Here is a 14,907-nt window from a genome sequence, read left to right on the forward strand (position 1 = left end):
CCGGTCAGCCGGTCTCGTCCTGGAGGGCCGCGAGTTCCTCGGCGGTCGGCGGGACGACGGGGCGGAGCTTGATCCAGGCCAGGAAGAACAGGCCGAGCAGCAGCATTCCCGCGCCCGTCCAGAGGTTGATGTTGATGTCCTGGGCCTTCTTCAGATCCGCGTCCGAGGCGGTGAACCCGGCGATCATGACGATGACGCCGTAGAGCGTGAACAGGCCGCCGATGATGAGGCGGATGTCGAAGAGCCGGGCGGCCGTGGCGGACCTGCGTTCGAGTTCGACCTCGTGCTGGTAGTCACTCATGGTGCTGTTTCCTTCGGCAGGGGTGGGCGTCAGAAGGAGTACGGGACGTAGCAGAGCGCCGCCAGGACGACCGCGCCCCAGCCGAGCAGGGCCGGCCTGCGGTACCACGCGTCGTCGCCCTCGGCGGGCGGCTCCGCGAGGCCGGGGGACCTGGTGCCGTAGACCAGACCGGCGAGTTCCGCCTCGGGCTTCGGCTCGGTGAACAGGGTGACGCCGACCATCACCACGGCGCCGACGACGAAGGCGACGATCGCGGAGACGAAGTTGGCGCCCTGGTCGGTGGGGATGGCGATGATGCCCTGCTTGTAGATCCAGAAGTAGTTGACCATCGCGGCGCCGGTGCCCGCGACCAGGCCCCAGACCCCCGACTTCATCGAGGCCCGCTTCCAGAACATGCCGATGATGAAGACCACGAACATCGGCACGTTGAAGAACGAGAACAGCGTCTGGAGGTAGCCCATGATGTTGCTGAAGCTGGCGGCCAGGAAGGCCGTACCGATGCTGCACAGCACGCCGATGGCGGTGATCAGCCGGCCGAACCGCAGGTAGTAGCGGTCCTCCCGGCCGGGCCTGACGTACTTCGCCCAGATGTCGGAGGTGAAGACGGTGTTGAACGACGAGACGTTGGCGGCCATGCCCGCCATGAAGGCGGCCAGCAGACCGGTGACCGCGACGCCCAGCACGCCGTTGGGCAGCAGGTCCTGCATCAGCAGCGGTATCGCGTCGTTGTACGTCAGGCCGGAGCCGTCCAGGCCGATGCGCGGCGCGACGACCGCGGCGACCAGGCCGGGGATCATCACCAGGAAGACGATGAACATCTTCGGGAAGGCGGCGATCAGCGGGGTGCGCCGCGCGGCGGAGAGGTTCTTGGCGGACAGGGCGCGCTGCACCTCGGCGAAGTTGGTGGTCCAGTAGCCGAAGGAGAGCACGAAGCCCAGGCCGAGGACGATCGTCAGCCAGTTGGCGCCGAGCGCGTTGGGCTCCCCGATGCCGGTGCCGTCCCAGGCCGTCAGGAAGCTGTGCCCGTGGCTCTTCTCCAGTGACGCGGTCAGCCCGTCCCAGCCGCCGACCCGCTTGAGGCCGATGACGCAGATCGGGATGAGCGCGGCCAGGATCACGAAGAACTGGAGGACCTCGTTGTAGATCGCCGAGGACAGCCCGCCGACGGTGATGTACGCGAGCACGAACAGACCGGCGACGACGATGGCGACCCACTGCGGCCAGCCCAGCAGCGCCTCGACGACGATCGACAGCGCGTAGAGGTTGACGCCCGCGATCAGGATGGCGGCGAAGGCGAACAGCACCGAGCTGAGCAGGTGTGCCGACCTGTCGAAGCGCTGGAGCAGGAACTCCGGTACGGAGCGGACCCGTGAGCCGTAGTAGAAGGGCATCATCACCAGGCCGAGGAACACCATGGCCGGGATGGCGCCGATCCAGTACCAGTGCACGACGGCGACGCCGTACTGCGCGCCGGTGGCGGCCATGCCCAGGATCTCGGTCGCGCCGAGGTTGGCGGCGACGAAGGCGAGGCCGGTGACCCAGGCGGGCAGGGACCGGCCGGACAGGAAGAAGTCCAGGCTGGTCTTCACGCTGCGCCGGGCGGCGAAGCCGATCCCGAGGACGACGACGAAGTAGATGGCCAGAATCGCGTAATCGAGCCCGTTGGTGGGCAGCCGTAGCCCTGCGGCCAAGGTGATCATGGGGCACTCACTTCTCTGTGCGTGATGAACGCACAGGAACCTACGCGCCGTCCTTCAGAAATTGAAGACTTTTGTTCGTTCTCGTGGTGGGATCGTGATGGGGCCACGCGCTTTGTGGGGGAATCTCCGGCGGAAGATCCGGGCGGGGCGCGGCCCGGCCCGGCGTTGACGGGCGTGTTTAGTTGTGCTTCATTGTGTGTGTTTGTGTTTGGTGGGTGTGACGGTTCGCCCGAGGAGTGCTCCAGTGAAGAAGACGATGACCCGGCTCGCCGACGGCCGGGAGCTCATCTACTACGACCTGCGGGACGACACGGTGCGCGACGCCACCGACCGCCGGCCGCTCGACCCGGTCTCCACCGCCTCCGAGATCCGCCACGACCGCCTGCTCGGCGACGCGGTCGCCGTCGCCTCGCACCGTCAGGGCCGTACGTACCACCCGCCGGCCGACGCCTGCCCGCTGTGCCCCTCCCGCGACGGCCGCGCCACCGAGATCCCCGCCGCCGACTACGACGTCGCCGTCTTCGAGAACCGCTTCCCCTCCCTGGCCGGCGACACCGGCCGCTGCGAGGTGGTCTGCTTCACCTCCGACCACGACGCCTCCTTCGCCGACCTCACCGAGGAGCAGGCCGCGCTCGTCCTGGAGGCGTGGACCGACCGCACCGCCGAACTCTCCCAGCACCCCGCCGTCCGGCAGGTCTTCTGCTTCGAGAACCGCGGCGCGGAGATCGGTGTCACCCTCGGCCACCCGCACGGCCAGATCTACGCCTACCCCTTCGTCACCCCGCGCACCGAGCGCATGCTCGCCCAGCTGGCCGCCCACCGCGACCGCACCGGCGGCCGCAACCTCTTCGACGACGTGCTCGCCGACGAACGCGCCGACGGCCGCCGGATCGTGCTGGACACCGAGCACTGGACCGCCTTCGTCCCGTACGCCGCCCACTGGCCGTACGAGGTCCACCTCTACCCCAAGCGCCGGGTCCCCGACCTGCTCGCCCTCGGAGAGGCGGCGCGCACAGAGTTCCCACAGGTCTATCTGGAAGTCTTGCGGCGTTTCGACCGGATCTTCGTCCCCGGGGAGCCGCCCACCCCGTACATCTCCGCCTGGCACCAGGCGCCGCTGTACGCCGCCGACCGCACCGAATTCGCCCTCCATCTGGAGCTTTTCACCGTCCGCCGCACTTCCGGCAAGCTGAAGTTCCTCGCGGGTTCCGAATCCGGCATGAACGTGTTCATCAACGACGTGCCGCCGGAGGCTGCGGCCCAGCGACTGCGAGAGGTAGCGAGCGAGTGAGCAACAAGTACCTGGTCACCGGCGGTGCGGGATACGTGGGCAGCGTCGTGGCGGCCCACCTGGTCGAGGCCGGGCACACCGTCACGGTCCTCGACGACCTGTCCACCGGACACCGCGAAGGCGTCCCGGCCGGCACCCGCTTCATCGAGGGCCGCGTCCAGGACGCCGCCCGCCACCTGGACGCCACCTACGACGCGGTCCTGCACTTCGCCGCCTTCTCACAGGTCGGCGAGTCCGTCACGGACCCCGAGAAGTACTGGCGCAACAACGTCGGCGGCACCATGGACCTGCTCGCCGCGATGCGCGGCGCCGGTGTGCGCACCCTGGTCTTCTCCTCCACCGCCGCCACCTACGGCGAGCCCGAGCGCATCCCGATCACCGAATCCGCGCCCACCGCGCCCACCAGCCCGTACGGCGCCTCCAAGCTCGCCGTCGACCACATGATCGCGGGGGAGTGCGCCGCGCACGGCCTGGCCGCCGTCTCGCTGCGCTACTTCAACGTCGCAGGCGCCTACGGCGACTGCGGCGAGCGCCACGACCCCGAGTCGCACCTGATCCCCCTCGTCCTCCAGGTGGCCCTGGGGAAGCGGGAGGCCATCTCCGTCTACGGCGACGACTACCCGACGCCCGACGGCACCTGCGTACGCGACTACATCCACGTCGCCGACCTGGCGGAGGCCCATCTGCTCGCCCTGGACGCCGCGGCGCCGGGCGAACACCTCATCTGCAACCTCGGCAACGGCAACGGCTTCTCCGTACGCGAGGTCGTCGAAACCGTCCGCAAGGTCACCGGCCACCCCGTACCCGAGATCACCGCGGGCCGCCGAGGCGGCGACCCCGCCGTCCTGGTCGCCTCCGCACGGACCGCCGTCGACCGGCTCGGCTGGCGGCCCAGCCGTACGGACCTGGCCGAGATCGTCGCCGACGCCTGGGAGTTCGCCCGGCGGAAGGACGCCGGCACGCCATGACGGACACCAGCAGCCCGGCCGCGGACCAGGAACAGCGCGCCCGGCACACCGCCGAGCGCTTCCGCGAGGTCTACGGCGCCGCCCCCGCCGGAGTGTGGGCGGCGCCCGGCCGCGTCAACCTCATCGGCGAACACACCGACTACAACGACGGCTTCGTGATGCCGCTGGCGCTGCCGCACACCACCCTCGCCGCCACCGCGCCCCGCACCGACGGCGTACTGCGGGTGCACTCCGGGGACGGCAGCGGCGGCGGCCGGACCGTCGAACTGCGCCTGGACGCCCTGCGCCCGGCCGCCGACGGCGGCTGGGCGGGCTATCCGGCGGGCGTCGCCTGGGCGATGCGGGAGGCCGGGCTGCCCGTCGGCGGCGCGGACCTGCACTACGAGAGCACCGTCCCGGTCGGCGCGGGCCTGTCCTCGTCCGCCGCCCTGGAGGTCGTCACCGCGCTCGCCCTCGACGACCTGTACGGCCTCGGGCTCACCCGGCAGCGCCTCGCCCGGCTCGCCCAGCGCGCGGAGAACGCCTTCGTGGGCGTGCCCTGCGGCATCATGGACCAGACCGCGGCGGCCTGCTGCACGGACGGCCACGCGCTGTTCCTGGACACCCGCGACCTCTCCCAGCGCCAGGTTCCGTTCGATTTGTCGCGGGCGGGGCTGCGGCTGCTGGTCGTGGACACCCGGGTGAAACACGAGCTGGGGGACGGCGCGTACGCGCAGCGGCGCGCCATGTGCGAGCGCGGCGCGCGGGCGCTCGGCGTACGCACCCTGCGTGACGTGCCGTACGCGACCCTGCCGGAGGCACTGGACAGGCTGGGGACGGCGGAGCACGGCGGACCGGACGACGGGCCGGGCCACGGGCAGAGCCATGGGCCGGTCGGCGGGCCGGGTGACGGCGGTCCCGGTATGGCGGCGGTCGTCCGGCACGTCGTCACCGAGAACCGCCGGGTCGAGGAGGTCATCGCCCGCCTGGACGCAGGTGAGCCCCGCGCCATCGGACCGCTGCTGACCGCCGGACACGCCTCGCTGCGCGACGACTTCCGGGTCTCCTGCGCCGAACTGGACCTCGCCGTCGAGACGGCGGGCGCGGCGGGCGCGCTCGGCGCGCGGATGACCGGCGGCGGGTTCGGCGGCTCGGCGATCGTGCTCGTCGAGGAGCCGGCCGCGGACGCCGTCGCCGCGCGGATCACGCAGGCGTTCGCGGCGGCCGGCCACCCGGCGCCGCGGATCTTCCCGGCCGTACCGGGCGCGGGGGCGCGGCGGCTGGTGTGAGGCGCGGGGCGGGCCGGGACCGGGTGCGGTCCGCCCCGCGCCCGATCGGATTGAGCCGAACCTCGTCGACTTGTGCCCCTCGACGGCCGCTGGGCCCCACCCTGAACACTTGGGCCGGGCAGTTTTGCCAATAGCCTTCCGTTACCGCACCCCGTCCGTAATCTGAGTCCCAGCACCGGTGGGGGCCGGTGCTGATCAGGGGGCGAGACAGTCGGGTACGACGCCCGGGGTGGGGTGGTCATGCGGCACGGCGGCGGCCGTGCGGCTGCGTCGGCCCTTGTCCCGGGCGTCGTGCCCACTTGGTCCGTTCCCCGAGACAGGGGGTCTCAGTGCAACGCATCCGGGTTCTGGTGGTCGATGACCACCGCATCTTCGCCGAGTCCCTGGCGGCCGCGCTCGCGGCCGAACAGGACGTGGACGTGGCGGCGGCCGGCAGCGGTCCGGCGGCCCTGCGCAGCCTGGAGCGGGCGGCCGCGGACGGCCGGCGCTTCGACGTGATGCTCATCGACGCCGACCTCGGCACCGTCGCGGCGCCGCTGGCGTCCGTACCGGACCGGCCCGCGCCGGGCCGCGACGGCGCCTCGGACGGCGGCCCGCTGGACGGCATCTCGCTGGTCGCCGGCGTCCGCACGGCGTATCCGTACGTCCGTACCGTCGTGCTCGCCGAGAAGGACGACCCGCGCCGGGCCGCCTTCGCCCTCCAGGCGGGCGCCGGCGGCTGGGTCGCCAAGGACTGCTCGCTCTCCCGTCTGCTCGCCGTCATCCGCGGCGTGCTGCGCGACGAGACGCACCTGCCGCCCGCGCTGCTCACCGGCGTCCTGCGGGAGCTGACGGCGGCGCGCAAGCACCGTACGGAGAGCGAGCGGCTGGTGGAGTCGCTGACACCGCGCGAGCGCGAGGTGCTGCGCTGCATGGTGGCGGGGCTCGGCCGCAAGGCGGTCGCCGAGCGGCTGTTCCTGTCCCCGCACACGGTCCGTACGCACATGCAGAACGTGCTCGGCAAGCTCGGCGTGCACTCGACGCTGGCCGCCGTGGCGCTGGCGCGGCGGGCCGGCGTGGGACCGGTGGAGCTGGAACCGGCCACGGCGGCGGCCTCCGCGCTCACCTGAGACGCGGCGCGGGGCCCGCCCGCGCCGCGTCCGGCACCGGCCGGTCCCCGGTCAGGCGCCCGCGGACACCGCCCCGCGCAGGTCCTTCAGCACGGCCACGCCGCGTGCGGGCAGCGCGATCCGGTACGTGTGGTCCACCCGTTCCCCGCGCGCCCCGGCGAGCGCGTCGGCCATCGGGCACGGCAGGGCGATGTCGGCCGCCCGCGCGCCGTGGTTCAGGAGGAAGAGGAAGCGCCCGCCGGCGCCCTCCCGGACCGTGGCCTGCACACCCGCGGGCAGCCCGGCCAGCACCGGCCGCACGCCCGCCGCCGCCCGCACACCGTCCATCAGGGCGCGCATCAGCGCCGGTTCGAGCCGGGTGCCGACATAGGTGACCGTGCCCGCGCCGTAGCCGTGCCGGGTGACGGCCGGGCCGCCCGCCAGCTCGCCGTCCGTGAACCGGGCGACCGGCTCGGCGCCTTCGGGGCGGATGGCCTCCGACCACAGGTCCGCCGTACCGGCGGGCAGCTCCCAGGCGCCCGCCGCCCCTCCCGCACTCCCCGGCCCGCTGCCGCGCCCCCGTACGTCCGCGCGGCCCCGCACGCCCACCGTCGCGCCCTCGTCCAGCGGCCAGAACTCCTCCACCCGCAGACCCAGCAGCGACCGCAGCGGCCCCGGACACCCGCCGGGGTGCACCCGGTCGCAGTCGTCCACGACACCCGAGAAGAAGGACACCAGCAGGTGCCCGCCGTCCCGCACGTACGACGCCAGCCGCTGTGCGCCGTCCTCGGTCAGCAGGTACAGGTTCGGCACGACGACCAGCCGGTAGCCGGACAGGTCGCGGTCCGGCGGCACGACGTCACACGCGACCCCCGCCTCGAACAGCGGCCGGTAGTGCCCCAGCGCCAGCTCCGGCAGGCGCAGCGCCGTCGAAGGGTGCGAGTCCAGCTCCAGGGCCCGCCAGCTGTCCCAGTCCGTCACCAGCGCCGCCGTCGGCCGTACCGCTCGCGTCCCGGCGATCTCCGGTACGGACGCCAGCTCCCGCCCCAGCTCCGCGGTCTCGCGGAAGATCCGGGTGTCGGTACCGGCGTGCGGCACCATCGCGGAGTGGAACTTCTCCGCGCCGCCGCGCGACTGCCGCCACTGGAAGTACAGGACGGCGTCCGCGCCCTGCGCGACGGCCTGCCAGCTCCACAGCCGCATGGCGCCCGGCGGCTTGGGGCCGTTGCGGGCCCGCCAGTTGACCGCGCCGGGCGCCTGCTCCAGCAGCAGCCAGGGCTGCCCGCCGCGCGCCGACCGCATCAGGTCGAAGGTGTACGCGGCCTTCAGGTGCGTCTCCGGATCGAAGGGGTCCTGGTAGAAGTCCAGCGCCATCGCGTCCATGTCCTCCGACCACGCGAAGGCGTCCACCGGCTTGTGGAAGGGCATCAGGTTCGTGGTCACGGGCGTCCCGGGGCTCAGGCGCGCCAGCACCTCCTTCTCCGCCCGATAGCAGCCGCGCAGCGCGTCGTCGCTGAAGCGCAGGTAGTCCAGCTGCTGGGCCGGGTTGGGGAAGGTGGGTGCGGTACGCGGCGGCAGCACCTCCTCGAAGTCCGCGTACGCCTGCGACCAGAAGGCCGTCGACCAGGCGTCGTTGAGGCGGCCCACGCTGCCGTACCGCGCGCGCAGCCAGCGCCGGAAGTCCGCGGCCGACACGTCGCAGTAGCACTGACGGGTGTGGCAGCCGTACTCGTTGCCGACATGCCACATGGCCAGCGCCGGGTGTCCGGCGTAGCGGGCGGCCAGCCGCTCGACCAGGCGGACCGCGTGCGCGCGGTAGACGGGGCTGGACGGGCAGTAGTGCTGCCGCCCGCCCGGCCAGCGGCGCTGCCCGTCCGGACCCTGCGGCAGGACCTCCGGGTGCGCGCGGGTGAGCCAGGGCGGCGGGGAAGCGGTCATGGTGGCCAGGCACACGCGGATGCCGGCGCCGCCGAGGCCGTCCATGACCCGGTCGAACCAGTCGAAGTCGTACGCGTCGGGGCGGGGCTCGACACGTGCCCAGGAAAAGATCCCGGCCGTCACCATCGTGACGTGTGCCTGCCGCATCAGGCGCAGATCGGCTTCCCACACCTCCTCGGGCCACTGCTCGGGGTTGTAGTCCGCACCGAAATGGATGCCCATCGGGTCTCCTGGGTCGCGTCGGATACCGGCACGAGCTGCGGGCGGCGCGGCCGGAGGCGGCGAGCGGCCCGTACGGCCATGATTCCCGGGGGCGGGCGCCGTACCGCGTCCGTACGGCCGTACCGCATACATCCGGCCGCACCGGTATCCGCCCGGCAGCACCGCCACCTGCCCGGCCGCACCAGCTATCCGCCCGGCCGTCTCACGACGAGTTCTTGCGGACGCTCCAGCCGCCGTCCACCACCAGATCCGCCCCCGTCACGAACGACGCGTCGTCCGAGAGCAGGAACGCGACGGCCGCCGCCACCTCCTCCGGGCGCCCGAGCCGCCCGGCCGCGGTCTCCGCCGCGCTGGCCCGCCGCTCCGCCTCCCCGACGGCGTCCCACGCGGCGGTCAGCACCGGCCCCGGCAGCACGCAGTTCACCCGGACCTCCGGCCCGTACTCGACCGCCAGCTGGCGCGCCAGACCGGTCAGCCCCGCCTTGGACGCGGCGTACGCGGGACGGCCCGGCAGGCCGAAGTGCGCCTGTACCGACGAGGTGAGGACGACCGCGCCGTGCCGCTCCCGCAGATCGGGCAGTACGGCCCGCACGCCCAGGAAGGCGCCGGTCAGGTTGACCGCCAGCTGCCGGTCCCAGTCCGCCGGCGAGGCCAGGTCGGCGGGCGCGTGCAGCCCTTGCAGGGCGGCGTTGCCGACCAGGGCGTCCACCGGGCCGTACCGCTGCCGCGCGGCCCGTACGGCGCGCTGCCAGTGCTCCTCGCGCGCCACGTCGCAGTGCTCGTACGAGGCCCGGCCGCCGAGGGCGCGGATGCGGCGGGCGGTGCGCTCGCCCCGCTCGTCGTCGATGTCCAGGAGCAGCACCTGCGCGCCCTCGGCGGCCAGCCGGTCAGCGGTGGCGGCGCCGATCCCGGCGGCGGCGCCGGTCACCAGGACCGTGCGCCCCGGGAACCGCGCGCCGTCCGGTGCCCCGGAGGGCCGCCGGTGCCCGTGCCGTCCCTCGTGCCCTTGCTGGCCCCGCGGGCCGTGCTGGCTCATGGCGGCGATCCAAGCCCACCGGGCGGGTGCCCGGCAAGGGGACATGGCGGGCCGGGGCCGTACCGCCGTCAGCCCGGAGTGTTGTCGAACGGGGCCGTCAACTGGCGCAGCAGTCCGGCGAGTTCGCCGCGCTGCTGGTGGGACAGCTCGGCGAGGATCGCCCGCTCCTGGGTGAGCAGTCCGGCCAGCGACTCGTCCGCCGCCTCGCGCCCCTCCGGCGTGAGCCGGACCAGCACGCCGCGCCGGTCGCTGGGATCGGGCAGCCGCTCGACCAGGCCCTTCTTCGCGAGCCGGTCGATACGGTTGGTCATCGTGCCGGAGGTGACCAGGGTCTGGGTCAGCAGCGCGCCGGGGGACAGCTGGTACGGGGCCCCCGCGCGGCGCAGCGCGGTGAGCACGTCGAATTCCCAGGGCTCCAGGCCGACCTCGGAGAAGGCGAGGCGGCGTGCGCGGTCGAGGTGTCTGGCCAGCCTGCTGATGCGGCTGAGGACCTCAAGCGGTTCCACGTCGAGGTCCGGGCGCTCCCGGCGCCATGCTGCGACCAGTCGGTCGACCTCGTCCTCCATGGCGATCAGTGTAGTTGGTCTGTCGATGTGAAGTCTCTTGACGTCAAGATATATTTCCGTGGACGATTGGGCATCGTCGGCGATGGGCTCACGCCGCGCTCGCGTGGCCTGTACCAACCCTGCATCCGCTGAAGGGGTTCGAACATGCACGTCGCACCAACCTGGGATCCGCAGCAGTATCTGCGCCACGCCGGACACCGCACGCGCCCGTTCCACGACCTGCTCGCCCGCATACCCGAGCTGCCCAACCGGAACCGCCCCGCCCGCATCGCCGATCTGGGCTGCGGCCCCGGCAACGTCACCGTCCAGCTCGCCGACCGCTGGCCGGACGCGCACATCACCGGCCTGGACAGCTCAGCGGACATGCTCAAGGAGGCCGAGACGTACGCCGGCCCCACCCCCGGCGGCGGCCACCTCGACTTCGGGCCCGCCGACGCCACCCACTGGCGCCCGGAAGAACCGTTCGACCTGATCGTCTCCAACGCGGCACTGCAATGGGTCCCCAACCACCCCGAATCCCTCCCGGCCTGGATCGACGGCCTCACCCCCGGCGGCACGCTCGCCTTCCAGGTCCCCGGCAACTTCACCTCGCCCAGCCACGCCCTGCTCGGCGACCTGTGCGACGAACCCCAATGGCGCGACCGCCTCGCCGGCCACGGCCGCCGCTTCGTCCACATCCTCGACCCCACCGCCTACCTGGAACGCCTCACCGCGCTCGGCTGCGCGGTGGACGCCTGGGAGACCACCTACGTCCAGCTCCTCCAGGGCGAGGACCCGGTCCTCGACTGGGTCAAGGGCACCGCCCTGCGCCCCGTACTGACCGCCCTGGAGGACGACCCGGCGGCCCGCGACGAATTCCTCTGCCAGTACCGCGACCTGCTCCGCAAGTCCTACCCGCCCGGCCCGCACGGCACGGTCTTCCCGTTCCGCCGCATATTCGTGGTGGCCCGCACAGAACGCTGACCCCCTGAGGTGAAGCCATGATCACCGGCCTCGACCACATCCAGCTCGCCGCCCCACCCGGCAGCGAAGCCGCCCTGCGCGCCTTCTACGGCGGCGTCCTGGGCCTACGGGAGATCCCCAAGCCCCCGCGCCTGGCCGCCCGAGGCGGATGCTGGTTCGAGGCCGGCCCGACCACCCAGCTCCACCTCGGCATCGACCCCGGATTCCACCCCGCCCCCAAGGCCCACCCGGCCTTCCGCGTCACCGCCATCCACACCTACGCCCAGCGCCTCCTCACCCACGGCGTGCCCGTGACCTGGGACGGAGACCTGCCCGACCACGACCGCTTCTACGCCCACGACCCGGTCGGCAACCGCCTGGAATTCCTGGAGCACCGGGCCGAGCAGTGACCGGCCCGGACCCTGCCTACGGAATGGGAACCGTATGGGGCAGGGTGCCGGGAAACACCTGCATAAAATCCTCCTCGGGCGTGACCACGACCGTGCCCCACGACCCGTCGGTGAAGCCGAACTGGACATCCAGGCCGGTGTTCCTGCGGCGCGTCCAGGCCAGACAACCGCGGTCGAAGCAGGCACCAAGCTGCACCGTGTCACGGCCGGTGGCCGCCCGCATGACGCTGAATCCCCCACGAACCGCTCGTCCCGGGGCAGAGCCGCAACGATCTTCTGTTCCAGGTCGGGCCGCACGGGTCGTTCTCCTCAGAAGGACGGGGCAGGCCGGACACGGGTGTTCCGCCGGCCGGGACACGGACGGGATTCTCGGTTCAGCCGAAGGCCGAGATGGGTGAGGATTTACGGAATGGGGTCCCGGTGGCTGAGCGTTCCCGGGAAATACTTGAGGAAATCGGCCTCGTCGGACGAAAAGAGTCCCCCAGGACCCGTCGGAAAATCCGAACTGCATCTCGTTCTTCGGCTCGTGACGCCGGGTCCACGCCAGGACATCGTGCGGGAAGGAGGCACCCAGCTCGACGGCCTCGCCCAGCCCGCCACGGACACGCCGGTACTGGACGTAGACGAAACGCAGACAGACATCGGTGACGGCGACGACAGCGGCCGCCCCGGTCTTGGACTGCGGCTGCCCGGCGATCAGGAACTGCCCGGCCAGGCTGTCCCACCCGCCGAAGGACGACTCCTTGTTCTTCTGGCGCTTGCCCCGCAGCGCAGGCCCCTCGATGGAAACGCCCCGCTGCCGGGAAGGCACGTCGGTGGTGAACATGCGAAAAGCCGGGAAAAGAAGCGAGCCCAGCCGTCCCCCTCCTTCTCCCGCCCCACCAGCACCCTGGGCCGCCGCGAATCCGGCGCACTGCTGCTCCCGCCCACCGACTGAACGCCAGCGAACGAGAGACCCCGAACCCCGCGACGAGCCGCTCGCCCGGCGGCAGCACGGCAAGAACCTTCTGTTCGAGCTCGGGGGTCACGACTGGGAATTCCTTGGGCGTCGGGAATCGCGACGGCAGGCTCTGAAAGGTACCGGGCGTTTCAACGGTAAGGAGCTACCAGAGGTGGCAGGGATTACGGGCCGAGCCTTCGGTTCAGGAGCGGCGGTGGCCTATCAGGCGGGGTTTCGGTTCCAGGCCGTCCAGGCCGTGCCAGGCGAGGTTGACCAGGTGGGCGGCCACCTCGGCCTTCTTCGGTTTGCGGACGTCCAGCCACCACTGGCCGGTCAGGGCGACCATGCCGACCAGGGCCTGCGCGTACAGGGGGGCCAGCTTCGGGTCGAAGCCGCGGGCCTTGAACTCCAGGCCCAGGATGTCCTCGACCTGGGTGGCGATGTCGCTGATCAGCGACGCGAAGGTGCCGGTGGACTGGGCGACGGGGGAGTCGCGGACCAGGATGCGGAAGCCGTCCGTGTACGTCTCGATGTAGTCCAGGAGCGCGAACGCGGCCTGTTCGAGGAGTTCGCGGGGGTGGCCGGCGGTCAGGGCGCCGGTGACCATGTCCAGCAGCTGCCGCATCTCGCGGTCCACCACCACCGCGTACAGCCCTTCCTTGCCGCCGAAGTGCTCGTAGACCACCGGTTTGGAGACACCGGCCTTGGCGGCGATCTCCTCGACCGAGGTGCCCTCGAAGCCGCGTTCCGCGAAGAGGGTGCGACCGATGTCGAGCAGCTGCTCGCGGCGCTCCGCTCCCGTCATCCGCACCCTGCGGGTGCGCCGGGTGCCCGCGCCGGAGGGGGCCTTGCCCTGTTTGTCGTTCACGCTGCTGCCGTCGATCGCCACCCGTCAATCATGCCTTCCCCCGCTATCCCCGCCCGGCACCCCCGCGCCCGGCCCCGTCCAGCCGCTTGGCGTCCAGCCGCGCGGCGCTCGGCCAGCGTACGTCGTACGCCCAGCCGGCCTTCTCGAACCAGCGGATCAGGCGGGCGCTGGAGTCCAGCTGCCCCCGCATGACGCCGTGCCGCGCGCTCGTCGGGTCGGCGTGGTGCAGGTTGTGCCACGACTCGCCGCAGGAGAGCACCGCCAGCCACCAGACGTTGCCGGACCGGTCGCGGGACTTGAACGGGCGCTTGCCGACCGCGTGGCAGATGGAGTTGATCGACCACGTGACGTGGTGGAGCAGGGCGACGCGGACCAGGGAGCCCCAGAAGAACGCGGTGGCGGCGCCCTGCCAGGACATCGTGACCAGGCCGCCGATCAGCGGCGGGGTCAGCAGGGAGACGACCGTCCACAGGACGAACTGGCGGGAGATCCGGCGGATCGTGTCGTCCTTGATCAGGTCCGGAGCGAACTTGTGCTGCGGCGTCTGCTCCTCGTCGAACATCCATCCGATGTGGGCCCACCACAGGCCCTTCATGAGGGCCGGCACCGTCTCACCGAACCGCCAGGGCGAGTGCGGGTCGCCCTCCGCGTCGGAGAACTTGTGGTGCTTGCGGTGATCCGCCACCCAGCGCACCAGCGGCCCCTCCACCGCCAGTGACCCCATGACCGCCAGCACGATCCGCAGCGGGCGCTTCGCCTTGAAGGCGCCATGGGTGAAGTACCGGTGGAAGCCGATCGTGATGCCGTGGCAGCCGATGAAGTACATCGCCGCCAGCAGCGCGAGATCGAGCCAGCTCACCCCCCAGCCCCAGGCCAGCGGCACCGCGGCCAGCAGCGCCACGAAGGGCACGGTGATGAAGAGCAGCAGGGTGATCTGCTCGACCGAGCGTTTGCTGTCGCTGCCGAGCGTCGCGGACGGCAGCGGGGTGCCGGCCTCGGCGGGTTTCGGAGTCTCTTCGATGACTTCGGGGCTCACGGTCATAGGGCGTCCCTCGTCGGGGGCTCGGGGGCACGGTTACGGCTACGGGACCGTAACCTACGGTCTCGTAAGTATGGCAGCGCCGACGGCACGGGCAAGGGTCCGACAGGTCGGTAACGAGTGACCGAATTGCGGCAGAACAAGCCGACCGAGCGGTGCAAGTTCCGTCACATCCGGTCAACGACCAGGTGTGAGCACCGCCCGCGGCAGGTAGGTCCCACAGAACGGACAGGGTGATCCGCCGACCGCGCGGAGACCTATCCTGGGGAACGTCGGACAGCGCGGTCCGCGAACCTCCCCCGGCCAGCCGCCAGGGGAACCCCCTGCAAG

Annotated in this window: 15 protein-coding genes; 7 read left to right on the forward strand and 8 right to left on the reverse strand. The window is 72.0% G+C overall.

Features of this window, described 5'->3' with window-relative positions:
- Nucleotides 1-4 precede the first annotated feature (4 nt).
- The gene (locus tag ACH4FX_RS02355; protein WP_398474304.1) at nt 5-301 is read right to left on the reverse strand and encodes a hypothetical protein; all 297 of its coding nucleotides are present in this window, start codon (nt 299-301) and stop codon (nt 5-7) included.
- A 29-nt stretch (nt 302-330) separates the two neighbouring features.
- On the reverse strand, nt 331-2,001 hold the full coding sequence (locus ACH4FX_RS02360) for a sodium:solute symporter family protein (protein WP_398474305.1): 1,671 nt from the start codon (nt 1,999-2,001) through the stop codon (nt 331-333).
- Nucleotides 2,002-2,245: 244 nt separating this feature from the next.
- Here ACH4FX_RS02360 and galT point away from each other — a divergent pair, with 244 nt between their 5' ends.
- The 4 genes from galT to ACH4FX_RS02380 all read left to right on the forward strand — a co-directional run bounded on the left by galT (nt 2,246) and on the right by ACH4FX_RS02380 (nt 6,637).
- Nucleotides 2,246-3,292 carry a galactose-1-phosphate uridylyltransferase gene (gene galT / locus ACH4FX_RS02365; RefSeq protein ID WP_398474306.1) on the forward strand — a complete coding sequence of 349 codons (1,047 nt, stop codon included), beginning with the start codon at nt 2,246-2,248 and terminating at the stop codon, nt 3,290-3,292.
- Nucleotides 3,289-4,260, forward strand: a complete 972-nt coding sequence (gene galE / locus ACH4FX_RS02370; protein WP_398474307.1) for a UDP-glucose 4-epimerase GalE — start codon at nt 3,289-3,291, stop codon at nt 4,258-4,260. The genes galT and galE overlap by 4 nt, the downstream gene beginning before the upstream one ends.
- Nucleotides 4,257-5,528 carry a galactokinase gene (galK, locus tag ACH4FX_RS02375; protein ID WP_398474308.1) on the forward strand — a complete coding sequence of 424 codons (1,272 nt, stop codon included), beginning with the start codon at nt 4,257-4,259 and terminating at the stop codon, nt 5,526-5,528. The genes galE and galK overlap by 4 nt, the downstream gene beginning before the upstream one ends.
- Nucleotides 5,529-5,857: 329 nt before the next feature.
- Nucleotides 5,858-6,637, forward strand: coding sequence for a LuxR C-terminal-related transcriptional regulator (locus tag ACH4FX_RS02380; RefSeq protein ID WP_398474309.1), 780 nt, complete (start codon nt 5,858-5,860; stop codon nt 6,635-6,637).
- Nucleotides 6,638-6,688: 51 nt separating this feature from the next.
- Here ACH4FX_RS02380 and ACH4FX_RS02385 read toward each other — a convergent pair whose 3' ends face one another.
- The 3 genes from ACH4FX_RS02385 to ACH4FX_RS02395 all read right to left on the reverse strand — a co-directional run bounded on the left by ACH4FX_RS02385 (nt 6,689) and on the right by ACH4FX_RS02395 (nt 10,378).
- On the reverse strand, nt 6,689-8,776 hold the full coding sequence (locus ACH4FX_RS02385; protein ID WP_398474310.1) for a beta-galactosidase: 2,088 nt from the start codon (nt 8,774-8,776) through the stop codon (nt 6,689-6,691).
- Between the two features lie 202 nt (nt 8,777-8,978).
- A complete protein-coding gene (locus ACH4FX_RS02390; protein ID WP_398474311.1) occupies nt 8,979-9,812 on the reverse strand; it encodes an SDR family NAD(P)-dependent oxidoreductase in 834 nt (277 codons plus the stop codon).
- A 68-nt stretch (nt 9,813-9,880) separates the two neighbouring features.
- Nucleotides 9,881-10,378, reverse strand: coding sequence for a MarR family winged helix-turn-helix transcriptional regulator (locus ACH4FX_RS02395; RefSeq protein ID WP_398474312.1), 498 nt, complete (start codon nt 10,376-10,378; stop codon nt 9,881-9,883).
- A 144-nt stretch (nt 10,379-10,522) separates the two neighbouring features.
- On the opposite strand from ACH4FX_RS02395, the gene ACH4FX_RS02400 reads away from it, so the two are divergent.
- A complete protein-coding gene (locus tag ACH4FX_RS02400; RefSeq protein WP_398474313.1) occupies nt 10,523-11,341 on the forward strand; it encodes a trans-aconitate 2-methyltransferase in 819 nt (272 codons plus the stop codon).
- Nucleotides 11,342-11,358: 17 nt separating this feature from the next.
- Nucleotides 11,359-11,730 carry a glyoxalase gene (locus ACH4FX_RS02405; protein ID WP_398474314.1) on the forward strand — a complete coding sequence of 124 codons (372 nt, stop codon included), beginning with the start codon at nt 11,359-11,361 and terminating at the stop codon, nt 11,728-11,730.
- 16 nt (nt 11,731-11,746) lie between these two features.
- Here ACH4FX_RS02405 and ACH4FX_RS02410 read toward each other — a convergent pair whose 3' ends face one another.
- The gene (locus tag ACH4FX_RS02410; RefSeq protein ID WP_398474315.1) at nt 11,747-11,953 is read right to left on the reverse strand and encodes a hypothetical protein; all 207 of its coding nucleotides are present in this window, start codon (nt 11,951-11,953) and stop codon (nt 11,747-11,749) included.
- 222 nt (nt 11,954-12,175) lie between these two features.
- Here ACH4FX_RS02410 and ACH4FX_RS02415 point away from each other — a divergent pair, with 222 nt between their 5' ends.
- Nucleotides 12,176-12,667, forward strand: a complete 492-nt coding sequence (locus tag ACH4FX_RS02415; protein ID WP_398474316.1) for a hypothetical protein — start codon at nt 12,176-12,178, stop codon at nt 12,665-12,667.
- A 205-nt stretch (nt 12,668-12,872) separates the two neighbouring features.
- Here the strand turns inward: ACH4FX_RS02415 and ACH4FX_RS02420 are convergent, their stop codons facing one another.
- Both ACH4FX_RS02420 and ACH4FX_RS02425 read right to left on the reverse strand, forming a co-directional pair.
- The gene (locus ACH4FX_RS02420; protein ID WP_398474317.1) at nt 12,873-13,559 is read right to left on the reverse strand and encodes a TetR family transcriptional regulator; all 687 of its coding nucleotides are present in this window, start codon (nt 13,557-13,559) and stop codon (nt 12,873-12,875) included.
- A gap of 22 nt (nt 13,560-13,581) precedes the next feature.
- Nucleotides 13,582-14,580: an acyl-CoA desaturase gene (locus ACH4FX_RS02425; RefSeq protein ID WP_398474318.1), complete on the reverse strand. Its 999-nt coding sequence runs from the start codon at nt 14,578-14,580 to the stop codon at nt 13,582-13,584.
- Nucleotides 14,581-14,907 lie beyond the last annotated feature (327 nt).

Source organism: Streptomyces sp. NPDC018019 (genome assembly GCF_044327805.1).
Classification (GTDB): domain Bacteria; phylum Actinomycetota; class Actinomycetes; order Streptomycetales; family Streptomycetaceae; genus Streptomyces.